The following is a 23,103-nucleotide window of genomic DNA, read 5'->3' on the forward strand; positions in this document are numbered from 1 at the left end:
TTCTTTGCCTGCCGCAAAGCAAAGTAGGCAAAAGAAAGCGGCTCAAACCGCTAACTCATAAGCGGGTCCCCCGCGCAGCCACGGTAGTGGTGCATCTGGAATCCGTGCCCCCGCGCACTCCGCGCTGGTGACAAGGCGCTCATTCGCTCCCACTCCGCACTGCGTGCGTCGCGGACGGGTCTGCATGGGAAACCCGGGGCTTCGTTTGGGTTCGGTGGGGGCCATCGGCTTCGCCTCGGCGGAGCGTTCGCGCTGTCTTTGGCGAACTCCATTTCGAATGCAATGCAATGCGATGCGTGCACTCACGGTACGGACGTCGTCGTTGTATGCGCGACAGCGATTCAACGACAAGCCGTGTTTGCTGCGCGGCCGAGGTTATGCCCCCGGCGGCGATGCACCGACGAGTCAGGGAACCCGGCAAACCGTGGGAGCAAAAGCATGGCGGGTAGTTTCAGGAAGGACGAACGTCATGAGCGCGAAAACGCAGCGGGTGGTTTCATGAACTGCGCGTCGGCGCGCGCAGCGCCGCCGGAAGAATGAGTGCCTTGTCACCAGGGCGGAATGTGCGAGAACACGGATTCCAGATGCACCACTACTGTGACTGCGCGGGGGACCCGCTTAAGAATTAGCGGTTTGAGCCGCTTTCTTTTGCCTACTTTGCTTTGCGGCAGGCAAAGAAAAGTAGGTGCCCCCCCCGCACAGGGGGAACACTAATAGACCACAAACAAAGCAAGGAAAGGCCAACAACAACAGCAACAACAACAGCAACAACAACAGCAACAACAACAGCAACAACAACAGCAACAACAGCAACAACAGCAACAACAACAGCAACAACCACCCACAACCATCCAGACAAACAAAGCGCCACGAAGGCAAAAAAACCCAAAAAAAAACCCAAAAAAACCCCAACCCCGGAGGGGCATATAATGTCGAACGCCTCCGCCGTCCTCCCAAAAAATGCCCGATCTGCTAGCCAATCTAAACCCCGAACAACACGCCGCCGTCACGCTCCCCAACGAGCCAGCGCTCATCCTTGCCGGCGCGGGCAGCGGCAAAACCCGCGTCCTCATCACGCGGATCGCGTGGCTCATCCAGCACGGCCTGGCGTCGCCCGCCACCATCCTGGCGGTGACCTTCACCAATAAAGCCGCCCGCGAAATGATGTCGCGTCTGTCAGCACTCTTGCCGATCGACACGCGAGGCATGTGGATCGGCACCTTCCACGGCCTATGCAACCGCATGCTGCGCGCGCATCATCGCGACGCGGGCTTGCCCGCCACCTTCCAGATCCTCGATACCGCGGACCAGCTCTCCGCGATCAAGCGTCTGATGAAGGGCCTTAACATCGACGACGAAAAGTACCCGGCGAAAAATCTCCAGTACTTCATCAACAATTCGAAAGAACAAGGCCTGCGCCCGAAAGACGTCGACGCCACCGACAACTTCAACCGCAAATTCGTCGAGCTCTACGAAGCCTACGACCAGCAATGCCAGCGCGAAGGCGTCGTCGACTTTCCGGAACTGCTGCTGCGCTGCTTCGAACTGCTCGCGCACAATCCGCCGCTGCGCGCCCACTATCAGGCGCGCTTCAGGCACATCCTCGTCGACGAGTTCCAGGACACCAACAAGCTGCAATACGCGTGGCTGAAAATGCTGGCCGGGCAGACCAACTCGATCTTCGCGGTCGGCGACGACGATCAGTCGATCTACGCCTTCCGCGGCGCGAACGTCGGCAACATGCGCGACTTCGAACACGAGTTCAACGTCCGGCACATGATCAAGCTGGAGCAGAACTACCGCTCGCACGGCCATATTCTCGACGCCGCCAATCAACTGATCGCCAATAACTCGCGGCGTCTGGGCAAGAATCTGCGTACCGATGCGGGTCACGGTGAACCGGTGCGCGTCTACGAGTCCGCCACCGATACGCAGGAAGCCGGCTGGATCGTCGAGGAAATCAAGGCGCTGATCAGCACTGGCACGTCGCGCAGCGAAGTAGCGATCCTGTACCGCAGCAACGCGCAGTCGCGCACGATCGAACACACGCTGGTCAATGCGGGCATCGCGTATCGCGTGTACGGCGGTCTGCGCTTTTTCGAGCGTCAGGAAGTCAAGCACGCGCTCGCCTATCTGCGCCTGATCGACAATCCGAACGACGACACCGCGTTCGCTCGCGTCGTCAATTTCCCCACGCGCGGCATCGGCGCGCGCTCGATCGAGCAACTTGCCGACGCGGCGCGTCTGTACAACTGCTCGATGGCCGCGGCGATTCCGTATGTCGCGGGTAAGGCGGGGTCGAGCCTCGCGAGTTTCGCAAACCTGGTCGGCAGGATGCGCGCGGAAACGCAGCAAATGAGCCTGCCTGAAACGGTCGAATTCGTGGTCCGCACGAGCGGTCTCACGGAGTTCTATCAGAACGAACGCGAAGGCCAGGACCGCTTGGAGAACTTGCAGGAACTGGTCAACGCGGCCGCTGCTTTCGTCAGCGAAGAAGGCTACGGCATGGATACGCCGGCGCGCTCGATTCCGCTGCGCCCAGGCGCAACCGCGGCGCCCGAGTTGGCCGTCGCCACCGACGATCCGAATACCGTCGTGCTGGACGCGCCCGGCATCGCCGATCCGGCGCAAAACCCGGACACGATGACGCCGCTCGCCGGTTTCCTGTCGCACGCATCGCTGGAAGCCGGCGACAACCAGGCGCAAGCCGGTCAGGAAGCGGTGCAGTTAATGACGGTGCACGCGGCCAAGGGCCTCGAGTTCACAGCGGTGTTCATTACGGGTCTCGAGGAAGGGCTGTTCCCGCACGAGAACAGCGCGATGGAGTCGGACGGTCTGGAAGAAGAGCGCCGTCTGATGTACGTGGCGATCACGCGGGCCAAGGAGCGTTTGTATCTGTCGTTTGCGCAGAGCCGGATGCTGCACGGCCAGACGCGCTACAACATCCGTTCGCGTTTCTTCGACGAACTGCCGCAGGAAACGCTCAAGTGGCTCACGCCGAAAGTCGAGGCGGGCGCACGTTGGGGCGGCCGCTCGGACAACGCCGGGTATGGCCGTGACTGGTTCGCGCGGCCGGGTTACACGGGCCCGTCGTCGTCGACCCCGGCGCCGTTGCCGGCCTTTGCGAACGAACAGCGCGCGGCTGATACGGGCTTTCGGGTTGGCCAGCAGGTGTTCCACACCAAGTTTGGGGAAGGCACGGTCACCGCGCTGGAAGGCGGCGGCACGGATGCCAAGGCGCAGGTCAAATTCAAACGGCACGGCGAGAAGTGGCTGGCGCTTGCGGTCGCCAAATTGCAGGCGGTGGAATGAGCGCGGGCGGGATACAAGGGGCAGGGGCGGACGGCGTGGGCGCGACAGCATCAGGCTCGGCTGCCGTCGGCGCAGCAAATTCAGGCGCGCCTGCAGCCAGTACGGCTGGCATGAATCCGGACCGCAGCGGTGCACCGGTCTCGCATCGTCCGCTCGGCATTCTGGCGGCGTTGCCACAAGAGCTCGGCGATCTGATCGAAGCAATGCGCGCCGAATCCGGCGTACGCACGATCACCCACGGTCAGCGTGACTATCACCTTGGCACGGTGCACGGCGCGCCTTGCGTCGTGACGCTGGCGCGCGTCGGTAAGGTCGCGGCGGCGGCCACGGTCAGTGCGTTGATTCATGCATTCGATGTCGAAGCGGTGGTGTTTACCGGCGTTGCGGGTGGCGTGGGGACGGAGGTGCGGGTCGGCGATATCGTCGTCGCCAACGTGCTGATGCAGCACGATCTCGACGCGTCGCCGCTGTTCCCGCGCTTCGAGGTGCCGCTGCTCGGCGTGTCGCGCTTCGCGGCCGATGCGGCGCTTGCCGATCAACTCGCCGCCGCGTGCGAGCGTTTTGTTGCTGAAGAGGGCGCTGCGTCGGCGGCTCGCTTCGGCACGCGCGAGCCGCGTGTGCATCGCGGCTTGATCATCAGTGGCGATCAGTTCGTGGCGAGCGCAACGGGCGTCAAAGCCTTGCGCGACGCGCTGCCGGATGCGCTCGCGGTCGAGATGGAAGGCGCGGCGATCGCGCAGGTCTGTTACGAGTACGGCGTGCCGTGCGCAGTGGTGCGTACCATCTCCGACACCGCCGACGATCACGCGCCGCAATCGTTCGTGTCGTTTCTCACGGAGATCGCCGGGACGTATTCGAATGCGATCCTGACGCGGTTTCTGGAGGCGCGTAGCTCGGTCTGAAACTCGCCTCTCACATACGCGTGCTCGCGCAAATCTGATCGCAGGCTGGCGTGCGGATCGCCGCACGCTTGTCGGGCAGGCTTACGAGGCCATGCTCAAGCTAGCAAGTCGATTCCCCGCAGACTGCCAGATCCGTCAGCCCGGCCGAGGCTAGCCTTTCCCTGAACCGTCCAGCGCCTCCCGCACCTGCTGCAGCGCCGCCGGATCCTCGATGGTCGGCAAATCGCCCGGTTCGCGGCCCTCGGCCAGCGCCGCAATCGCGCGGCGCAGCAGCTTGCCGGAGCGCGTCTTCGGCAGCATCGACACCACTACCACGCGCGCCGGCCGCGCAATCGCGCCGAGCTGGCGGTCGACCGTCGCGCTAAGTGCGGCTTGCAGTTTGGCCCGCGCCTTGTCGTCCGCATAGGCCTGCGCGTCGCGCAGTACGACGAACGCCATGGCCGCCTGACCCTTCAGCGCATCGGTCACGCCGACCACCGCCACTTCCGCGACCGCCGCGTGGCTCGATAACGCTTCCTCGATTTCGCGCGTGCCGAGCCGATGGCCGGCCACATTGATCACGTCGTCGGTGCGGCCGAGGATCGTCACGTAGCCGTCTTCGTCCTGGATGCCCCAGTCGAAGGTCGAGTAGACCTGCTGGTTCGGCACGCTCGACCAGTACGTGCTGATAAAGCGCTTGTCGTCGCCCCAGACCGTGGACATGCAGCCCGGCGGCAACGGATATCCGAGCGCGAGCACGCCTTTTTCGCCGGGCGGGCAGGGCTCGCCGGTCAGTTCGTTGCGCAAGGTGAGATTGAAGCCGGCCGACGGCACACCCGGCGAGCCGAGCTTGGTGGGCAGCACCTCGACGCCGCGCGGAATGGCCAGCATCGGCCAGCCAGTTTCGGTCTGCCAGTAGTTGTCGATCACAGGCTTGCCGAGCGCGCCGGCGATCCATGCGGCGGTCGGTTCGTCGAGCGGTTCGCCGGCGAGGAACAGCGTGCGCAGGCTCGACAGATCGGACTTTTTCAGCAGCGCCGGATCCTGCTTTTTCAGCACGCGCAGCGCGGTCGGCGCGGTGAACATCAGGTTGATCTTGTGCTGTTCCACGAGGCGCCACCAGATACCGCCGTCCGGCCGGATCGGCGTGCCTTCGTACATCACGGTAGTGAGGCCCGCGATCAGCGGCGCATAGACGATGTAGCTGTGGCCCACCACCCAGCCCACGTCGGACGCGGTGAACATCGTGTCGCCCGGCTTGCCCTGAAAGATGTGTTCCATCGATGCCGCCAGCGCCACCGCGTAGCCGCCGACGTCGCGCTGCACGCCCTTCGGCTTGCCGGTAGTGCCCGAGGTGTACAGCACGTACGACGGCTCGTTCGATTCGAGCCATTCGCATGGCACATGCGCATTGAAAAACTGCTCGCGCAGCGGCTCGTAGGCGACGAGGTAGCTCGCGTTCAGGCGTTCGGGCGCCAACTGGCGATCGATCAGCAGCACGTGCGGTGTCTTGTGGGTTGCGCGCGCAAGCGCCTCGTCCATCAGCGGCGTGTAGTCGATCACCTTGCCGCCACGCGCGCCGGCGTCGGCGGTCACGATCAGCACCGGTTTCGCGTCGTCGATGCGCGCCGCCAGGTTGGGGGCCGCGAAGCCGCCGAACACCACCGAATGAATCGCGCCGAGCCGCGCGCAAGCGAGCATCGCGAACAGCGCCTCGGGGATCATCGGCAGATAGAGCAGCACGACGTCGCCGCGCTTCACGCCCAGCGAGCGCATCACCGCAGCCATGCGGTTGATTTCCGCGTGCAGTTCGGCGTAGGTGTAGTGCCGCTCGATGCCGGTTTCCGTCGACACGTACACCAGCGCATTCTGCTGAGCACGTTCGGCCAGATGCCGGTCCACCGCGTTATGGCACAGGTTCGTGCGACCGCCGACGAACCAGCGCGCGAACGGCGGATTCGAGCGGTCGAGCACGGTATCGAACGGCGTCTGCCAATGAATCCGCTGCGCCTCTTCACGCCAGAATGCTTCGGGTTGCTCGATCGAACGGCGGTGGAAGTCGCGGTAGGCGGTCATCGGCGGCGGTCCTTCTGCTGCGTGAGTGAAGCAAGGAATGGCGAGTCGTACGGCTGCTGGGCGAGGCGAGAGGGCAGTGCGACCATCCGCACAAGCATAGTGCACGCGTGGCTGAGCGGACAACGCGGGTTCACCATGAGCGGGGACAAGAAAAAAGGCGCCGCAGCGCCTTTTTTCGTTCACTTCCGCACGAGTGAGCACATCACGCTTTCGCGCGCTTGCCTTCGAGATTCGGCAGGAACACCGTCAGCATGCCGATCAACGGCAGGAACGAGCAGACCTTGTACACATACGTGATGCTGGTGGCGTCGGCCAACTGTCCGAGCACGGCAGCGCCGACCCCGCCCATGCCGAACGCGAAACCGAAGAAGAGGCCCGCGACCATCCCCACCTTGCCGGGGATCAGTTCCTGCGCATAGACGAGAATCGCCGAGAACGCCGAAGCCAGCACGATACCGATGATCACCGTCAGCACCCCGGTCCAGAACAGGTTGGCGTACGGCAGCAGCAGCGTGAACGGCGCAACGCCGAGGATCGACACCCAGATCACATACTTGCGGCCGATCCGGTCGCCGATCGGACCGCCGATCACCGTGCCTGCCGCGACCGCCGCGAGGAACACGAACAGGTGGACCTGTGCGGCCTGCACCGGCAGATGGAACTTGTCGATCAGATAGAACGTGAAATAGCTGTTGATGCTGGCGAGGTAAAAGTACTTGGAGAACACCAGCAGCATCAGCACAGCCATCGCGAACATGACCTGGTTGCGCGACAGGGTCGCGTGACCGGTCTGGCTGCGCGTCTTTTTCACCGCGGGATGCTGTTTGTACCAGCGGCCGATCTGCGTGAGCACGACGATCGCCACCAGCGCCGCCACCGAAAACCACGCGATGCTGCGCTGGCCGTGCGGAATCACGATCAACGCGGCGAGCAACGGTCCGAGCGACGAACCCGCATTGCCGCCCACCTGGAACAGCGACTGTGCCAGACCATGCCGGCCGCCCGAGGCCAGGCGCGCCACCCGCGACGATTCAGGATGGAACACTGACGAGCCGCAACCGACTAACGCCGCCGCTACCAGCAGCACGCCGAAACTCGGCGCAACCGACATCAGCAGTAGCCCGCAGAGCGTGAAGCCCATGCCGACGGGCAGCGAATACGGCTTCGGATGCTTGTCGGTATAGCTGCCGACCAGCGGTTGCAGCAGCGACGCGGTGATCTGATAGGTCAGCGTGATTAGCCCGATCTGCCCGAACGACAGCGAAAAGTTGTCTTTCAGCATCGGATAGATCGCCAGAATCAACGACTGGATCATGTCGTTGAGCAAGTGCGAAAAGCTGATCGCGCCCAGCACGGAGTAGACCGTGCGCTGGACTTTCGCGGCGGGCTGCGCGGCGGCGGGGTTGGCAGGGCTGGCGGGAGAGGCTGAGGCGCCGGCGAGGGCGCTTTTATCGAGGCTCGTTTCCATACGCTAGATGAGAGAGGAGAAAGGGTGAAAGGTCATGATTTCAGGCTGCGGACGCGCTGTCGTTCTTCAGGTTCGCTAGCCAATTCGATGGGTACGCGAGCGGTGCGGCATTTCGACGCGGTAACCGGCGTTGTCACCTATTTGTCGAAGTTTAATGTGGCTTCGACGAAATGTAAGGACAAGTTTTGTCGCGAATCGGACACGTGTGAGTCTGTCCGGCCGTCACGACGGCGCGGAAATTGGGCGTTTGGTGCACTGCGATGGTGCTGGCGGTGAGTGTGTTGCCATTGCCACGCGCGATTGGCAAGCCGTCTGATAAATGCGGTTCGGGGATTTTTGGCCATGTATAAAACGGTCGCGGGCGCGAAGCTTACAAAGCGATGCGTCGAGGACCGGGCATGACGGTCGGCATGATGCGAGCGGCGTTAAAGATCGCAGACGTTTATGCCGTAGACCCGGAGAGATAAGCATGAATGCCGGAACCGACCTTTCCGGCAGTTCGATACGCGGGGACGAGGAATATGAAAGCAGTTTCGCTGGGTGGCCAGACGGGCGCAGGGTTCGTGGCGGAAGGGGAAGCGGCGGCCAGGCCGTCGCCATCGCGAGGCGAGGGAAGCCGCTCGCGTGCCGTGCGGCTTAAGGGCTTGTCGGTGAAGGCGATGCTGCGGCTCGCGTTTGCCGTGCTGCTGATCGGCACGCTCGCGATCGGGGTGTTTTCTCTGACCCAGATCAGCCGTCTGAATGCTTCGGCGCAATCGATCTACGACCAGGGCCACGTGGCGAGCCGCGCGGCCGAAGAGGCGCGCGGCCACATGCTGCGCGCGAGCCGTGCGCAGAAGATGCTGCTCACCGCGACCACCGCCAAGGAGCGCGACGATCTCGGCGCCGACATCGACAAGGGTTTGAGCGGTCTCACCGTGGAACTCGGCACGCTGCAACAGTACGTCGACACATCCGACGCGAAGGCGGTCGATCAGCAGAAGAAATTTGCTGCAGCCGTTGCGGTATGGAGCGGCCACCTGCGTGATTTTGTGAAGCTGGTGAAAGCGCAGCCGCTGGATCTATCGCAGATGAACTGGCAGGTCGGTACTCAGGACGTGTCGTTGCTGGTCGAGACGGGCAAGCTTGAAAAACTCGTCGACGAACTCGTTGCGCAGCGTGGCACGGCCGCGAAGGCGACCATCGAGGCATCCGGTTTTATCTTCCATTCGTCGTTCGTGATGATCGCGGTGATGACGGTCGGGCTGATCGCACTGGCGTTCGGCATTAGCGAGTGGGTGGTGCGACGCCTGGGCGGCCAGCTCGGCGGCGAACCGGCCTACGCCAAGGAAATTGCGAGCCGGATCGCCGCGGGCGACCTGTCGAATCAGATCACGCTGGGCCGCCGCGACAAGTCGAGCATGCTGTACGCGTTGCACGACATGCAAAGCGGCCTTGCGACGACGGTTTCCGACATTGCGTCCAGCGCTGACGCGATCGCGACGGCATCGGGTGAAATTTCGATGGGCAATCTCGACTTGTCGCAGCGCACTGAGCAGCAGGCGATGGCGCTTGAGCGGACGGCGAGCAGCATGGAGCAGTTGACCTCGACGGTCAGACAGAACGCTGACAACGCGAAGCAGGCGAGCACCTTGGCCAACAACGCATCGGAGATTGCGGAGAAGGGCGGTGCCGTAGTAAGTCGCGTGGTGGCGACGATGAACGAGATCAACGACAGCGCGCGGAGCATTGGCGACATTATTGGCGTGATCGAGGGGATTGCATTCCAGACCAACATTCTCGCGTTGAACGCTGCGGTGGAAGCAGCCCGAGCTGGCGAAGAGGGCCGTGGATTTTCTGTCGTGGCAGCCGAAGTGCGCAATCTTGCCCAGCGTAGCGCGGCGGCTGCCAAGGAGATCAAGGGATTGATCAACACCTCGGTGGAGCGGGTAAGCAACGGTTCGACATTGGCCCAAGATGCCGGGCAGACCATGGATGAGGTGGTCAAGGCGGTGAAGCGCGTGACGGACATCATGGGCGAGATATCCGCGGCGTCATCCGAGCAGAGCGCGGGGATCGAGGAGATCAACCTCGCGGTGACCCAGATGGACTCCGGCACACAACAGAACGCGGCATTGGTGGAACAGGCAACAGCGGCAGCCAGATCATTGGATGATCAGGCGCGCGGCCTGAAGCAGATGGTCGGCAAGTTCAGGTTATAAAACGGGAGACGGGAAACCGCAAACCGCGCCAGAAGCTTCACGAACGAGGAACGACCTGGCATCAGGAGGGACCGTTCGGCGCGCGCAGCGCCGCCGGAAGAATGAGTGCCTTGTCACCAGGGCGGAGTGTGCGAGAGCACGGATTCCAGATGCACCACTGCCGTGACTGCGCGGGGGACCCGCTTAAGAGTTAGCGGTGTGAGCCGCTTTCTTTTGCCTACTTTGCTTTGCGGCAGGCAAAGAAAAGTAGGTGCCGCCCCGCACAGGGGCAACGCTAATAGACCAATATCAATTCAAGGAAAGGCCCAAGAGCCAGACCAAGAAAAGTCCGCCACAACAAGCAAACATCCCACCAAGCGCCGCGAAGGCAAAAAAAACAGCTTAGCCAGGCCTAACAACAACAGTACAAGTAATCCCAGCCGCAAGCACAACCCCCTCAGGCACAGAATCAATCCTCACCCGCACGGGCACGCGCTGCGCCAACCGAACCCAATTAAAAGTCGGATTCACATCAGCCAGCAGCTCACGGCTTTCGGGATTATCCCGATCATAGATCCCCCGAGAGATACTCTCGACATGCCCCTGCAGGGTACCGCCGCTCATCAGCCGAACTTCGGCTTTATCGCCAATATGAACATGAGGCAACTTAGTCTCCTCAAAATACCCATAAACCCAGAACGAGTGACTATCGACGATCGCCAGCTTGGCGGCCCCAGCCGTGGCATAGTCACCGCGAAAGACATTCAGGTTAGTGACATACCCATCAACCGGCGACACGACCCGAGTCCGCTCCAGATTAAGCTTGGCAGCATCGAGCGCAGCCAAAGCCTGCTGATAAGAAGCCTCAGCAGCAGACGCAGTATGAGTCGCATTCTCACGACTCTCTTTAGACACGACTAAAGCATCCATATCCGCCCGCCGCTGCGCATCATCGCGCTTCATCTGCAACTCGGCCTTGCGCGCGGCAACAGCAGCCTGCGCCTGCTCAACAGCAATCTGATAATGCGAAGGATCAATCTGCATCAACAGATCGCCCTTCTTAACCAGTTGGTTATCCTTAACAGGCAAATCAACAACCGCGCCAGACACATCAGGCGCCACATTGACGATCTCGGCGCGCACGCGCCCATCACGTGTCCACGGCTCATCCATGTAATGAACCCACAACACGCGCCCAATCAAAATCGCAACGATAAAAATAATGGCTGTCGCGACGAAGCCAACAATATTTCGGATGGTCATGTTTCGACTCTGATCAACGATAAACGGCGAGACCCAGCACGCCGCACACACACACGAGCAAGCTGGCCCGGAACAAGGACGGATGCCATACCACGCGATACACGCCCGTATAGGCAATCACGCGGTCCAACACCCAGGTAAGCGCGGCGCCCGCGATAAACAGCAGCACAATGGCCGGCACGTAGGCGTCGAAAACGGCGATATCACGTGGCATGACGAACTCCTTCTGATGCGTCGGTCCGTGCGTTCACCAGCGGTTCAAGCGGCGATTGCGGATCGAGCAGCGCGGTACGAATGAAATGCAACTGACTCAGAATGCGTTGCAACTGATGCCGCTCTTCTCGCGGGGGCGTGAACGTGGCCAGCATCAGTTGAACCGCGGCGATGGCGTCGACGGTTGCGGACAGCGCACGGTCGAAGCGGTCCGCGCGCGGCCGTTCGAACAGCGCGGTCAGCGCATCGCGCATCGCACGCAAGGCGACACGCCACGGCATCGACTTCGCGTAACGCGCGTCGGCGGGGAGTGCCGCCACTTCGCGGCGCAGATCGATCATCGCGTTGCCCACTTCGAGCACCGAAAAGAGCCAGCGCAAGGTGTCGCGCTTGAGCTCGGGTTCGTTCTGCGCGAGCGCGTTGATCTGGAACATCAGATCGCGTGCGCCGCTCTCGAAGCGCGACCGCACCCGGCGCATGCCCGCACGGCTCGCCAGCGTGACCTGGCGGCGCAGGTCCACCAGCAGGCGGTTGCGCAGCCAGGGTGTGGAAGGCGGCAGCAGCACGGCAAAGGCAACCGCGCACACCAGCATCGACAGCACCAGCGCAATCGCGTCGTTGATGGTGCCGCTCGGGTCGTAGTGAATCAGGTTGTCGGGGCCGGCCAGGAAGCAGAAGAAGATGCAGTAGCCCACGCCGTAGCCGGCCAGCGCCGGGCGTGTCGTCATGAATACGCCGAGCAGCAGGAACGGCGTGAGCGCGGCGCACAGCAGCGGAAACCCGTCGATGTGCGGATACACGCCGTACACCGCGATCATGCCCATCACCGAGGCGACCAGCGTGCCGCCGGCCATCTGGAACGCGGTGCGCTTCGGATTCGGCGACGACGACGCCAGCGCGCACACCGCCGCGGCATCCAGCGTCAAGGTCGATCCGCTCGGCCACGCGGTCGCGATCCAGAAGGCGCCGAGCACGATCATGACGATCGTCGCGCGCAGGCCGGCGACGCTCGCGGCGATCGCGTTCGTCTTCGGTTCATAGCGCTCGATCCAGCGCTCGCGTTCGTGCGTGTCGACGGCAAGCGAGGCATAAGTGGCCGCGTACGCGTGCAGATCGTCGATGAAGCGGTACAGCAGTTCGGCGCCCGTGTCGAAGTCGAGCAGCGGCGCGTCCGGCTGCGTTTCCAGCGCGGCGCGAGTCGCGCGGACCCGCCTGGGCAACTCCGCTTTGTACGCGTCGAGCTGCGCGGCGGCGTGGGCGGCATCCGTGGCGCTCAACACCGGTTCGCCGGACTTCGCGAGCAACGGGGCGATTTCCTTGAAGTACGGCTCCAGCGCGTCGACGGCGACGGCCGCACCGCTCGTATTCGTATCGCGCAGCCGGTTCATCAACTGATGCAGCGCGTGAAAGCGCGTCGAAGCGGTCATGAACTCGCTGTTCAGACGCGCGAGGCGCCCGCCGCGCATCCGCGAATCGGGGCCTTCGAATACGGCGACACTGCGCGCCGCTTCGAAACCGACAATGTCGGCGACGAAGCCCGCGTTGGTCGCCTCGATTTGCGCGCGGTCGTTGCGGCCGGCCAGCGAGGCCGACACATACTCGACGAACGCCGAGAAACGCGCACGCACGGTGCCACGCATCTGCAAACCGGTGAATTGCGGAAACACGAGGCCACTGACCGCGCCCGCACAGAGGATGCCGACCACCACTTCGGCCACCCGCGTGAGCGCGCTTAGAAACGCGCCATCCGGATGCTGGGAGGCCGGGATGCCGATCAGCGCGGCGGTATAACCGGCCAGCACGAAGCCATACGATTTGAAATTGCGATTGCGCGCGGCGCCCGCCGTGCAGATGCCGACCCAGATCGCGGTCGTGACGATGAACAGTTCCGGCTGCTGCGCGAACAGGCCGATCAACGCCAGCATCACGACGAGGCCGACCAGCGTGCCGCAGATCCGGTAGAAGCTTTTGGCGAACACCATCCCGCTTTGCGGCTGCATCACGATGAACACGGTGGTCATGGCGGTGCGCGGTTGCGGCAGGTCGAGTTTCATCGCAATGCCGAGTGCGAGAAAGCAGGCGGCGAGCGCCTTGAACAGATAGACCCAGGTGAGGCCGTCGGTGCGGGCCCAGTCGGCGGCGGCCGAGTAGAGCGCGGCAAACGACGTCGGGCGCGAGGCGGGAGAGGGGGAGGCTGACATGGCCGGCTTCCTTACTCAGCCGCGGGCACGTTGGCGGACGGACCCTGTGCGTGCTTGGTGCCGGTGGAAGCCGGTGCCGGTGCCGAGGCGGCGGTGGTCCCGGCGTGATCCGCCGTGGCCGCGCCTGCCGCCGGCTGGTTCTTACCCTTCCCATGCGCCGGCAAGGTCTCGTTCGCCTGCGGCCCGTTGGCCGGTTCGTCGAGTCCGCCCCCCAACGCCGTGACTAGCGACGCATGCGCATTCAGCCGCTCCGCCTGAATCTTCGCGACGCCTTCCTGCGCGCGCAGCAATTGGCTTTGCGCGACCAGCACGTTCAGATAGTCGGTCAAACCGCGCCGATAGCCTTCGCGCGCAAGATCGTAATTCTTGCGAGCCGCCGCGACCGAACGGTCGGCGTCCTGCGCCTGGGTTGCGAGCGAACGGATCCGGATCACCTGATCGGAGATGTCTTTCAGCGCACCGACGATCGACTGGTTATAGCGCTCGACTGCTTCGTCGTACCCAGCCGAGGCCGCGCCGAGTTGCGAGCGCAGCCGCCCGCCGTCGAAGATCGGCAGCGACAGCGCCGGACCCGCGCTCCAGCTATGCGACGGGTCCTTCAGGAACTGGAACAGCGGCCCCATTGCCGCATAACCGCCGATCGACGCCAGCAGGTTGATGTCCGGATAGAAGCTGGCCTTGGCGACGTCGATACCGCGCGCTTGCGCCGCGACCGTCCAGCGAGCCGCCACGACGTCCGGCCGATGGCCGATCAGATCCGCGGGCAGGGCGCTCGGCAGGGCGGCGGGGGCATTGTCGAGCGCGAGTGCCGGGCGCTGGATCGCGTCACCGGCGCCCGGGCCCTTGCCGGCCAGCGCGGCCAGTTGATTGCGGCCGAGGGCGATCTTTTCCTCGATCGCGTCGATCTGGCGTTCGTACTCCGGCATCGGCGTTTCGGCCTGGCTCACTTCGAGCTGCGTGCCGATACCGCCTTTCAGGCGCCGGTTCGCGAGATCGACGATCTGCTGCTGTTGCTGCAGCGTGGATTTGGCAATGTCGAGCAGCGCGTAGTTCATCGACAGTTCGATGTAGGTACGCACCACGTTGCCTTCCAGTTCGAGCTGGGCGGCGCGGAAGTCCGCCGCGCTCGCATGGGCGGTGTCGAGCGCACGCTCGGCGGCGTTCTTGTCCTTGCCCCACAGATCGAGGTTGTACGACAGACCCAGCGTGCCGGTGTTGTTCCACGACTGCTCGCCCGCGAGCGGTCCCGGGCCGTAATAGAGGTTGTCGGCCCATTTCTGACGCTGGATCGACAGGCTGCCGTTGACTTGCGGCGAGAGCGCAGAGCGGGCGACACCCGCCATCGATACGGCTTCGCGCACGCGCGCCTGAGCGACAGCGAGACTCGGATTTCCCACCTGTGCCGCGTCGACCCACTGGTTGAGCTGCGGATCGTTGTAGGCGCGCCACCAGTCGGCGGCCGGCCATTTGGCGTCCGCGTTGGCGGCCCGGATGGCGTTACCTGCGTCGAGCGAGGAGGGCTCCATTCCGCGGTCTTGCGGGGCGATGCCTCCGGTACTTGCACAGCCGGCGATTGTTAATAGGATCGTAAGAACCGCGGCTGCGGCGATCCCTTTCTGTACCGGAGACTGCACGATTTCCTCCAAAATTGGCTATAGAAGCATGTGCGTCATTATATTTTTTGATTGATTGGGGAATAACCGGTAAAGATGCAAGGCATTTTTACCTAAAATGAGATAATCGCCTTTGCGAATCGTGTAACAATCGCTGCCGAACACTAGGAAAAGTATGGATACGCTTCAAAACATGCGTGTATTTGTCCGCGTCGTCGAAGCGGGCAGTTTTACGGGTGCCGCGCAGCACCTGAATACGACCACGGCGTACGCGTCGCGCGCGGTTTCCGATCTGGAAGCCCATCTGCGCACGCGTCTGTTGAACCGCACCACGCGCCGCATCGCATTGACCGAGGCGGGTGAGCGCTATCTGCAGCGCTGCGAGCAGATTCTCGCGTACGTGGATCAGGCGGAAGCGGAGGCGAGCGACGCCCACGCGCGCCCGTCCGGCAAGCTTAAAGTCCACGCCATGACGAGCTTCGGCCAGCACTACGTGGTGCCGGCGGTGGGCCGCTATCAGGAGCGCTATCCGGACGTGCATATCGAACTGACGCTCGCGCAGCGCATGCCCGATCTGCTCGACGAAGGTTTCGACGTATCGCTGACACTGGCCACCGGTCTGCCGGATTCGGGGCTGGTGTCGCAGCGGCTGGGCAGCGCGTTCAGCATTGCGTGCGCGTCGCCGGCTTATCTGGAGCGGCACGGCGTGCCGCAAACGCCCGCGGACCTCGCGCAGCACACTTGCCTGCAACTGGTCACGCCGGTGTTTCCGATCGACAAATGGACCTTCGACGGCCCGAATGGCGAGGAAACGATCGCCCTCGGCGCGGCCACCTTCCAGGTGAATGTCGCCGAAGCGATGGCGGTCGCGGCCTCGAGAGGCATGGGGATCGGACTGATTCCAATCTACTCGGCGATCAGCGGCTTGCGTAGCGGCGAACTGGTGTGGCTGTTGCCGGAATACACCTCGCAGGAGATGAATCTGTACGCGCTGTATCCGTCCCGGCAGTATCTGGACGCAAAAATTCGCACCTGGGTCGAATTTTTGCGCGACGAACTGCCCGCCACGCTGGCCGTCGATCAGGAAGAGTTGCGCCAGTTCGCGCGTAGCTGAAACGGCACTGAAACGGCACTGAAGCGGTACCACGCGGGCGGTTGACGATGGTTGACGGTTCCAGGCCGGCGCGGCGTGACAGCCTGTTACATAAACGCCGCGCCGCAACATTTCCTTACTTCTGCGCCGTGGTCGATTTGCTAACGTGTGGTTTCACGCGCTGCCGCATTCAGCTGGACGCGTTCAATTAGCCGCCGTTCGGCAAATCGCAACAACCGCAACAGATTAGGACGAGGAATTCATGGATACGCATCTGATGATCGGCGTGGCCGTCATGCTGGGACTGATTGGAATCGCCGCGTCGCGCGATCTGCTGCGCCGCCTGCGCGACCAGCAGCCGCAACTGGTGCCGGTCGAGGTCGAGCGCCCTGATTCCCAGGGGCAACGGCGCGATCGTTGAGGCTAATCAGTCCGTTTCGATCCTCGTTCAGCACGTTCAGCGCGTTCAGTGCAGCGCTTCGATCAGAGCTGGCTCGTCGTTGAGCGTGCGGTCCACCTCGAGGCTCACCCGGTGCCAGCGAAACCGCGCGGCGGGCAGACAGGCACCGCGCGCGAGTTGGTCGAGTTCGTCGAATTGCTGGGCCGGGTCCAGCCAGCGGCGCGCCGCTTCCGGCGCGAACACCAGCGGGCGTTGGCCGTGTACGTCGACAAGACCCGCGTCGGCGGTGGCCGTCACGATCACCAATCCCATGCCCTCCGTTTGCGGTTCCGTGCCGTGTACACTGGACAGGGCCGCGAGGTACATCGGTGCGTCGCTCTTCAGATGCACGAAATAGGGTTGGCGGACCGTTACGTCGGCTTCCCCCGTGTTATCCCCGTTTGATGTTCCTGGCGCCGCTTCCATGCGCCATTCGAACCAGCCGTCCACCGGCACCAATACCCGGCCCGTTTTCCACAAGTCCTTGAAGTAGCGCGTATGCGGCGCGGTTTCGGCGCGCGCGTTGATCGTCTGCGGCAGATGTTGCGCGCGTGCCCAATCCGGGCAATAACCCCAGTGGATCGCGCGCAGCGTTTGATCCGGGTAAATCGCGAGCGGATGGGTGCCTGGCGCGAGGTTGTAGCCGGGACGGCGATCGGCGGCGTCGAACAGCATCAGCGGATCGGCGAGGCCAAGCTGCTGTATGTACAGATGCGGATCGCGGTACTGGCTGATTCGACCACACATGAGCGACCTCCGGAGATCACCGGTCTGGCGGGTTTGACCGGCTCGAACCCGAACTCAACGACACTCCAGCGTAGTGCGTGGCGCGTGGCAGCGCTACCCAGATTGGCCCCAAGCCGCCGCTATATCTCGACGACCTTGTCCCACGCGAATTGCGGATTCTCCGGCTGACCGGTGCGCCGGTCCAGATAGCCGCGCGGATTGCACACCACGCGCGTGCCGTTCACGGTGTAGTCGAATGGCGTATGCGTATGTCCGTGAATCCACAATGCGACGGGTGAACGCACCAGTTGCGGCAAATGATTGACGAATCCGGCCGACACGCGATCTTCTGCATAACGCTCGGCCAGACTCAGCCGATGTGGCGCGTGATGCGTGACGACGATCGTCTTGCCCTCGAACGGTTTTGCCAGCTCGCATTCGAGCCAGGCGCGCGCTTTCCGGTGCAACGCGAGCGAGTCGTCAGGGGTGAAGTCGCGCGGCGAGTCCTGAGTGTCGTGCGGCCAGTTCATCTCGATCAGGCCACGGAAGTCGAGCATCACCCGGCGCGATGCGTCGATGCACTCGGCGAGTGTGTCAGGATCCCCGCCGTATAACGCGAAGTCGGTCCACAAGGTGGTGCCGAGCACGCGCCAGCGGCCTTGCGGGTCGACCAGTGCGGCATTGTTCAGCACATGCACGTTGTCGACTTGCGCGGCGGCGTCATAAAGGGCGGTTTCGAGCGCGCCGAATTCGCCGTCGTAGTACTCGTGATTGCCGGGCACGTAGATGACGGGCACGGCGCCGTCGAAGGTTTGCGCGGCCCAGCGCGGGCCGGCCGCGTGATTGTGGATGTCGCCGGCCAGCACGATCAGATCCGCTTGCGCATGCGGGATCAGCTCGGGCTCATCGTTTTCCAGATGCAGATCGGACAGCACGCGAATCTTCACGACGACGACTCCTGCAATGGGCCCCGCACGAAACGGCGCTGGCTTTAAACCCTAGCGTAGCACCTTGCCCGGGTTCATCAGGTTCAGCGGATCGAGTGCATGTTTGACGGCGCGCATCAATTGCACCTCGACGTCCTGTTTGTAATGCATGGCCTCGTCGATCTTCAACTGGCCCAAGCCGTGTTCGGCGCTGATGCTGCCGCGATGCCGATGCACGCTGTCGTAGACGAGCTGATTGATCGGAGCTTGCCACATCTTGAGAAACGCCTTCGCGTCGACGCCTTCGGGCGCCTGCACGTTGTAGTGCAGGTTGCCGTCGCCGAGATGGCCGAACGTGACCATACGCACGCCCGGCACGGCTTGCGCGATCGCCGCATCGGTTTCCTCGATGAAGTGGCCAATGCGCGAAATCGGCACGGCGATATCGTGCTTGATGTTCAGGCCTTCCTCAGCCTGCGCGAGCGGGATGTGTTCGCGCAGGTTCCAGAACGCCCGCGACTGCGCGAGGTTTTCCGCGACCACCGCGTCTTCGACCAGGCCTTCTTCGAGCGCGGTTTCCATCAGGCGCTCGAATAGTCCGCGTGCGTGCGCCTCGTTTTCGCTGTCTGACAGTTCGAGTAGCACGATCTGAGCATGCGGTTCGGCAAACGGATAGCGCATCTGTTCGAAATGCCGGCCCACCAGCCGCAGGCAGAAGTCCGACATCAATTCGAAGCCGGTCAGAAGCGGTCCCGCGACGCGTTGCGTGAGTGACAGGAAATCGAGCGCCGCATGGGGCGACGCGAGCGCGGCGAGCGCCGTGACGCGCGCGGCCGGTTGCGGATGCAGCTTGAGCACGGCGGCGGTGATGATGCCGAGCGTGCCTTCCGCGCCGATGAACAGATCGCGCAGGTCGTAGCCGGTGTTGTCCTTGCGCAGTCCGCGCAGGCCGTCCCAGCGTTCGCCTTGCGGCGTGACGACTTCGAGGCCCAGGCAGAGCTCGCGCGTGTTGCCGTAGCGCAGTACGCCGGTGCCGCCCGCATTGGTGGCGAGATTGCCGCCGATCGTGCAACTGCCTTCGGCGGCGAGGCTCAGGGGGAACAGGCGGCCGGCTTCCTCCGCGTGCTTCTGCACGTCGGCGAGAATGACGCCCGCTTCGACGGTGATCGTGTTGTTGTGCGGATCGATGTCGCGCACACGGTTCAGGCGGCGCAGACTGATGACCGCCTGCGCGCCGCTTGCATCCGGCGTGGCGCCACCGGCAAGACCCGTGTTGCCGCCTTGCGGCACCAGCGCGATGCGATGCTCGACGGCAAGTTTGACGAGTGCGGCGACTTCGTCAGGGGTGGCCGGACAGAGCACCGCGCAGGCCGCGCCGGTGTAGCGGCGGCGCCAGTCGGTGAGGTAGGGGGCGGTGTCGTGTGGATCGGTCAGCACCTGGGACGCGCCGATGGCGTCGCGGCAAGCGGTGAGGAAAGCGGCTTGGGTCATATTGGTCGGTCAGGGTGTTCGGCGGCGTTTGGCGGACAGGTTACGCGAGAAGCGCTGTTCTCAGCGTGGGCTTTCCTCGGCCTGCCCGGCGTCCTGCCGTGCGTTTCCGGTTGCGGCTTGCCTCGCTGCCCGCTTTGCCGCGCGCTTGAACGGCGCGACGTACGCGAGCGTGCAGACGAAGAAAGCCAACGAGAGGGCAGTTTCGAGCCAGCCGAGGCGGGCGCTCAGGCCGGGGTCGCTCCAGCCGCGCACAATGCCCTCGGCAAAATACAGCAGAATCAACATCGACGCCCATTGCAACGTGTAAAGCCGGTGCCGCCATACGCCGGGCAGGGCGAGCAGGAGCGGTACGGCTTTGAGCACCAGTGCCGAGCCGCCAGGGCGCAGGGGCGCGAGCCACCATTCCCAGGCGACGGACAAGACGATCAGCGCGAGCAGGGCGGCGGTGGCGCCGAAAGCGGCGGCGCGTTTTTGCGGCACGGGCATGCTGGTTGGGCGCATGGGCGTGTTCGTTGCTGAGTCCTCCGGCGACGAACCGGCGGAGTGCGCGTTGCGGCTGCTCACGGGCATCGTGGCGTTCGAATTGTTCGAATCGTTGGCAGCGCCCGGTGCGCCCGATGCATGCGGCTCGTTCACGGCCGTTCGCTCATGGATGCCGCCGTGCGGGCAACGCGCGCGCCGAGCGCAATCGCGAGCGTCTTCTCGTCGGCGGAGATGCCCTGTTCGGCGCTGCCGGCGCGTGCGAAATGCGACGCGCCATAGGGCGTGCCGCCAGTTTGCGTGGTGGAGAGCGTACTCTCGGTGTACGGAATGCCGACGATCAGCATGCCATGATGCAAAAGCGGCAGCATCATGGAGAGCAGCGTTGACTCCTGGCCGCCGTGCAAGCTGCCGGTGGAGGTAAACACGCAAGCGGGTTTGCCGGACAGCGCACCCGAAAGCCACTGCGGCGTGGTGCCGTCGAGAAAGTATTTCAGCGACGCGGCCATGTTGCCGAAACGGGTAGGCGAACCGAGCGCGAGACCGGCGCATTCTTCGAGATCGCGCAGTTCGACGTAGGGCGGCCCTTCAGCGGGAATGTCCGGCTGGGTTGCTTCGCAGACGGTGGAAACCGCCGGTACGGTGCGCACGCGCGCCTGCATGCCGGGGACGCTGTCGACGCCATGCGCGATCGCCAGCGCAAGCTCGCGGGTCGCGCCGTGACGGCTGTAATAGAGCACGAGAATGTCTTTCATAGGCCTCATCGGTGAACGGGTATTATAGGGGCTGGGTCCGCTGTAGAGGCCATCCATAGCCATTCGGCCAGGCCTCGCGCACGGTCCTGAAACACCGTTTGATCAAGCAGGGAGGTAAGAAGGTGGGTTTGTTGTCCAGGGTGCGTTTCGATCTCGACAAGCTCAAACGGCTCGCGCAGTTTGCCGCGAAGCGCAGCAGCGAAGACCGCATTCCGCAGGTGGCCGGCAGCCTCACGTTCACCACCATGCTTGCGCTCGTGCCACTCGCCACGGTCGCGTTCGCGCTGTTTACGGCGTTTCCGATTTTCAGCTCGTTCCAGATGTCGCTGCAAATTTTCCTCGCCGACCATCTGATGCCCGCGCAGCTCAACAGTCAGATTTTCAATTACCTGAACCAGTTCGCGTCGAAGGCCAAGGGCCTGACGACCATCGGTATGATTTTTCTGTTCGTCACCGCCGTCATGACGATGATGACAGTGGAATCCGCTTTCAACGTGATCTGGCGGGTGCGCAAGGCGCGGCCGATCGCGCAGCGCATTCTGGTCTATTGGGCGATCATCACGCTCGGTCCGATTCTGATCGGCGTGAGTCTGTCGATTTCTTCCTATCTGTTCACGCGCTCCATGGCGTTCACCGGGGCCCAGCATATTCCGTCGGTGATCGACTGGGCGCTGACAAGCGCCGCGTTGCCATTGACGGCACTCGCCTTCACGATGCTTTATGTGTTTCTGCCGAACTGCCGGGTGGAGTGGCGCGACGCGGTGATCGGCGGCGTTGCTGCCGCGATCGCCTTCGAACTCGCCAAGCGCGGTTTTGGCTACTACGTGCGCAGGATTCCGACCTACACGGCGGTGTACGGTGCATTTGCCGCCGTGCCGCTATTCCTGCTGTGGATGTATCTATGCTGGTTCATTGCGCTGGCCGGCGCGATGATCGCATCGGCATTGCCAGCGATCCGTATTGGCCAGTTTCATCGCCCGACGTTCGAGGGCAGCAATCTGTTCGATTCGCTTGAACTTCTCGCGCGGCTTTCGGAAGCACGCGATGCGGGCAAGCGGGGCTACACGGTGCCTGAACTTTCACGCATGCTTCGCCGTGAGATGGACACCACGATCAATCTGCTGCAAAAGCTCGAAGAGATCGACTGGATTGCGCGCTTGCAGGAGGACGGCACGCGTCCGCACTTCCTGTTGCTGGCAAATCCGGCGCAGATCACGGTCGAGCGTCTGTTCGACCTGTTCGTGATCGACCGCGCCGAGCTCGACTATCAGCTTGAACTGAACTCCACGCGTGTGGATGGGCAGACACTGCTGGCGGCGCTGGAAAACGACAAGCTGAAAGTGACGCTCGCCACGCTGCTGGCGGCGCGTGCCGCCGCGCGGGCAGCGCGCGCCCAGGAAAACGAACAGGGTGCTTCTTCAATGCCGCATCAGGCCGCCTGAGTGCGCTGCATAAGCGTGCTACCTGAGCGTATTGCATGAGCAGGCCGCATGAACAGACCGCATGAACAGGCAGCCTGAAGCGCCGACCGTCTACAGCGAAATTTTCCCTACGCAGATGTCCTTGAACATCACCCAATCGCCCATCAGGCTATAAAGCGGATGCCGGAAGGTGGCCGGCCGGTTCTTCTCGAAGAAGAAATGCCCCACCCAGGCAAAACCATATCCGCAGATGACGGCAGCCGGCAGCCATGCCCAGTTACCGGTGGCGAGCGCCATGGCGAGGCAGCCGATCACGCCGAGCGAACCCACGAAATGCAGCCGCCGCGACACCGTGTTGCGATGCTCGCTCAGATAGTACGGATAGAACTCCGCGAAACTCGCGAAGTGATCGGTGTGCGCGGTTTGAGCCATCACGGCCTCCGAAGGTCGACGCTACTCGATTCCGTGCCCGTCGCTCCAGGTTGTTTCGCCGCGCGCCGGGAGGCCCGGAGCGCATTCGAAACAGGACAGGCTTGACCCATTGTGCGGCTATCGGGCCACGCGT

At 63.3% G+C, this 23,103-nt stretch carries 19 protein-coding genes; 6 read left to right on the forward strand and 13 right to left on the reverse strand.

What is annotated here, in order from left to right:
- Positions 1 to 652 precede the first annotated feature (652 nt).
- Positions 653 to 901 (reverse strand): hypothetical protein, encoded by a 249-nt coding sequence (locus tag PQR67_RS36820; RefSeq protein WP_408467705.1) that lies wholly within the window; start codon positions 899 to 901, stop codon positions 653 to 655.
- A gap of 59 nt (positions 902 to 960) precedes the next feature.
- Here PQR67_RS36820 and PQR67_RS36825 point away from each other — a divergent pair, with 59 nt between their 5' ends.
- The gene (locus PQR67_RS36825) at positions 961 to 3,312 is read left to right on the forward strand and encodes a UvrD-helicase domain-containing protein (protein WP_408467706.1); all 2,352 of its coding nucleotides are present in this window, start codon (positions 961 to 963) and stop codon (positions 3,310 to 3,312) included.
- Between the two features lie 110 nt (positions 3,313 to 3,422).
- Positions 3,423 to 4,214 carry a 5'-methylthioadenosine/adenosylhomocysteine nucleosidase gene (locus tag PQR67_RS36830; protein ID WP_408467707.1) on the forward strand — a complete coding sequence of 264 codons (792 nt, stop codon included), beginning with the start codon at positions 3,423 to 3,425 and terminating at the stop codon, positions 4,212 to 4,214.
- A 150-nt stretch (positions 4,215 to 4,364) separates the two neighbouring features.
- Here PQR67_RS36830 and PQR67_RS36835 read toward each other — a convergent pair whose 3' ends face one another.
- The gene (locus PQR67_RS36835) at positions 4,365 to 6,269 is read right to left on the reverse strand and encodes a propionate--CoA ligase (RefSeq protein ID WP_408467708.1); all 1,905 of its coding nucleotides are present in this window, start codon (positions 6,267 to 6,269) and stop codon (positions 4,365 to 4,367) included.
- A 202-nt stretch (positions 6,270 to 6,471) separates the two neighbouring features.
- A complete protein-coding gene (locus PQR67_RS36840) occupies positions 6,472 to 7,737 on the reverse strand; it encodes an MFS transporter (protein WP_408467709.1) in 1,266 nt (421 codons plus the stop codon).
- Between the two features lie 521 nt (positions 7,738 to 8,258).
- Between PQR67_RS36840 and PQR67_RS36845 the strand changes: the two genes are divergently transcribed.
- The gene (locus PQR67_RS36845; protein ID WP_408467710.1) at positions 8,259 to 9,938 is read left to right on the forward strand and encodes a methyl-accepting chemotaxis protein; all 1,680 of its coding nucleotides are present in this window, start codon (positions 8,259 to 8,261) and stop codon (positions 9,936 to 9,938) included.
- A gap of 381 nt (positions 9,939 to 10,319) precedes the next feature.
- Here PQR67_RS36845 and PQR67_RS36850 read toward each other — a convergent pair whose 3' ends face one another.
- From PQR67_RS36850 to PQR67_RS36865, 4 genes are read right to left on the reverse strand one after another with little or no spacing between them, the layout of a single operon-like run.
- Positions 10,320 to 11,180: an efflux RND transporter periplasmic adaptor subunit gene (locus PQR67_RS36850; protein WP_408467711.1), complete on the reverse strand. Its 861-nt coding sequence runs from the start codon at positions 11,178 to 11,180 to the stop codon at positions 10,320 to 10,322.
- Positions 11,181 to 11,193: 13 nt separating this feature from the next.
- Positions 11,194 to 11,394, reverse strand: a complete 201-nt coding sequence (locus PQR67_RS36855) for a DUF1656 domain-containing protein (RefSeq protein WP_012433767.1) — start codon at positions 11,392 to 11,394, stop codon at positions 11,194 to 11,196.
- Positions 11,384 to 13,594, reverse strand: a complete 2,211-nt coding sequence (locus PQR67_RS36860; RefSeq protein ID WP_408467712.1) for an FUSC family protein — start codon at positions 13,592 to 13,594, stop codon at positions 11,384 to 11,386. The genes PQR67_RS36855 and PQR67_RS36860 overlap by 11 nt, the downstream gene beginning before the upstream one ends.
- Positions 13,595 to 13,605: 11 nt before the next feature.
- Positions 13,606 to 15,228 carry an efflux transporter outer membrane subunit gene (locus PQR67_RS36865; RefSeq protein WP_408467713.1) on the reverse strand — a complete coding sequence of 541 codons (1,623 nt, stop codon included), beginning with the start codon at positions 15,226 to 15,228 and terminating at the stop codon, positions 13,606 to 13,608.
- Between the two features lie 154 nt (positions 15,229 to 15,382).
- Here PQR67_RS36865 and PQR67_RS36870 point away from each other — a divergent pair, with 154 nt between their 5' ends.
- Together PQR67_RS36870 and PQR67_RS36875 are read left to right on the forward strand one after the other, a co-directional pair.
- Positions 15,383 to 16,321, forward strand: a complete 939-nt coding sequence (locus tag PQR67_RS36870; protein ID WP_408467714.1) for a LysR family transcriptional regulator — start codon at positions 15,383 to 15,385, stop codon at positions 16,319 to 16,321.
- 241 nt (positions 16,322 to 16,562) lie between these two features.
- Positions 16,563 to 16,721 carry a hypothetical protein gene (locus tag PQR67_RS36875; RefSeq protein ID WP_408467715.1) on the forward strand — a complete coding sequence of 53 codons (159 nt, stop codon included), beginning with the start codon at positions 16,563 to 16,565 and terminating at the stop codon, positions 16,719 to 16,721.
- A 45-nt stretch (positions 16,722 to 16,766) separates the two neighbouring features.
- Here PQR67_RS36875 and PQR67_RS36880 read toward each other — a convergent pair whose 3' ends face one another.
- From PQR67_RS36880 to wrbA, 5 genes are all read right to left on the reverse strand, one after another.
- Positions 16,767 to 17,486, reverse strand: a complete 720-nt coding sequence (locus tag PQR67_RS36880) for an SOS response-associated peptidase (protein WP_408467716.1) — start codon at positions 17,484 to 17,486, stop codon at positions 16,767 to 16,769.
- A gap of 119 nt (positions 17,487 to 17,605) precedes the next feature.
- Positions 17,606 to 18,412: a metallophosphoesterase gene (locus tag PQR67_RS36885; protein WP_408467717.1), complete on the reverse strand. Its 807-nt coding sequence runs from the start codon at positions 18,410 to 18,412 to the stop codon at positions 17,606 to 17,608.
- A gap of 51 nt (positions 18,413 to 18,463) precedes the next feature.
- The gene (locus tag PQR67_RS36890) at positions 18,464 to 19,882 is read right to left on the reverse strand and encodes an FAD-binding oxidoreductase (RefSeq protein ID WP_408467718.1); all 1,419 of its coding nucleotides are present in this window, start codon (positions 19,880 to 19,882) and stop codon (positions 18,464 to 18,466) included.
- A gap of 60 nt (positions 19,883 to 19,942) precedes the next feature.
- Positions 19,943 to 20,518, reverse strand: coding sequence for a DUF2069 domain-containing protein (locus PQR67_RS36895; protein WP_408467719.1), 576 nt, complete (start codon positions 20,516 to 20,518; stop codon positions 19,943 to 19,945).
- Positions 20,515 to 21,117: an NAD(P)H:quinone oxidoreductase gene (gene wrbA, locus PQR67_RS36900; protein WP_408467720.1), complete on the reverse strand. Its 603-nt coding sequence runs from the start codon at positions 21,115 to 21,117 to the stop codon at positions 20,515 to 20,517. The genes PQR67_RS36895 and wrbA overlap by 4 nt, the downstream gene beginning before the upstream one ends.
- A 128-nt stretch (positions 21,118 to 21,245) precedes the next feature.
- On the opposite strand from wrbA, the gene PQR67_RS36905 reads away from it, so the two are divergent.
- Positions 21,246 to 22,559 carry a YihY family inner membrane protein gene (locus PQR67_RS36905; RefSeq protein ID WP_408467728.1) on the forward strand — a complete coding sequence of 438 codons (1,314 nt, stop codon included), beginning with the start codon at positions 21,246 to 21,248 and terminating at the stop codon, positions 22,557 to 22,559.
- A gap of 90 nt (positions 22,560 to 22,649) precedes the next feature.
- Here the strand turns inward: PQR67_RS36905 and PQR67_RS36910 are convergent, their stop codons facing one another.
- Positions 22,650 to 22,970, reverse strand: a complete 321-nt coding sequence (locus PQR67_RS36910; RefSeq protein ID WP_408467721.1) for an Mpo1-like protein — start codon at positions 22,968 to 22,970, stop codon at positions 22,650 to 22,652.
- Positions 22,971 to 23,103 lie beyond the last annotated feature (133 nt).

Source organism: Paraburkholderia fungorum, assembly GCF_046026025.1.
GTDB lineage: Bacteria > Pseudomonadota > Gammaproteobacteria > Burkholderiales > Burkholderiaceae > Paraburkholderia > Paraburkholderia fungorum_E.

Excerpts from the sequence above, each read along its gene's own strand:
- PQR67_RS36850 (WP_408467711.1), bottom strand. The coding sequence starts at position 11,180 with ATGACCATCCGAAATATTGTTGGCTTCGTCGCGACAGCCATTATTTTT.
- PQR67_RS36830 (WP_408467707.1), top strand. The coding sequence starts at position 3,423 with ATGAATCCGGACCGCAGCGGTGCACCGGTCTCGCATCGTCCGCTCGGC.
- PQR67_RS36910 (WP_408467721.1), bottom strand. The coding sequence starts at position 22,970 with ATGGCTCAAACCGCGCACACCGATCACTTCGCGAGTTTCGCGGAGTTC.
- PQR67_RS36880 (WP_408467716.1), bottom strand. The coding sequence starts at position 17,486 with ATGTGTGGTCGAATCAGCCAGTACCGCGATCCGCATCTGTACATACAG.
- PQR67_RS36845 (WP_408467710.1), top strand. The coding sequence starts at position 8,259 with ATGAAAGCAGTTTCGCTGGGTGGCCAGACGGGCGCAGGGTTCGTGGCG.
- wrbA (WP_408467720.1), bottom strand. The coding sequence starts at position 21,117 with ATGAAAGACATTCTCGTGCTCTATTACAGCCGTCACGGCGCGACCCGC.
- PQR67_RS36825 (WP_408467706.1), top strand. The coding sequence starts at position 961 with ATGCCCGATCTGCTAGCCAATCTAAACCCCGAACAACACGCCGCCGTC.
- PQR67_RS36875 (WP_408467715.1), top strand. The coding sequence starts at position 16,563 with ATGGATACGCATCTGATGATCGGCGTGGCCGTCATGCTGGGACTGATT.
- PQR67_RS36890 (WP_408467718.1), bottom strand. The coding sequence starts at position 19,882 with ATGACCCAAGCCGCTTTCCTCACCGCTTGCCGCGACGCCATCGGCGCG.
- PQR67_RS36855 (WP_012433767.1), bottom strand. The coding sequence starts at position 11,394 with ATGCCACGTGATATCGCCGTTTTCGACGCCTACGTGCCGGCCATTGTG.
- PQR67_RS36860 (WP_408467712.1), bottom strand. The coding sequence starts at position 13,594 with ATGTCAGCCTCCCCCTCTCCCGCCTCGCGCCCGACGTCGTTTGCCGCG.
- PQR67_RS36835 (WP_408467708.1), bottom strand. The coding sequence starts at position 6,269 with ATGACCGCCTACCGCGACTTCCACCGCCGTTCGATCGAGCAACCCGAA.
- PQR67_RS36840 (WP_408467709.1), bottom strand. The coding sequence starts at position 7,737 with ATGGAAACGAGCCTCGATAAAAGCGCCCTCGCCGGCGCCTCAGCCTCT.
- PQR67_RS36870 (WP_408467714.1), top strand. The coding sequence starts at position 15,383 with ATGGATACGCTTCAAAACATGCGTGTATTTGTCCGCGTCGTCGAAGCG.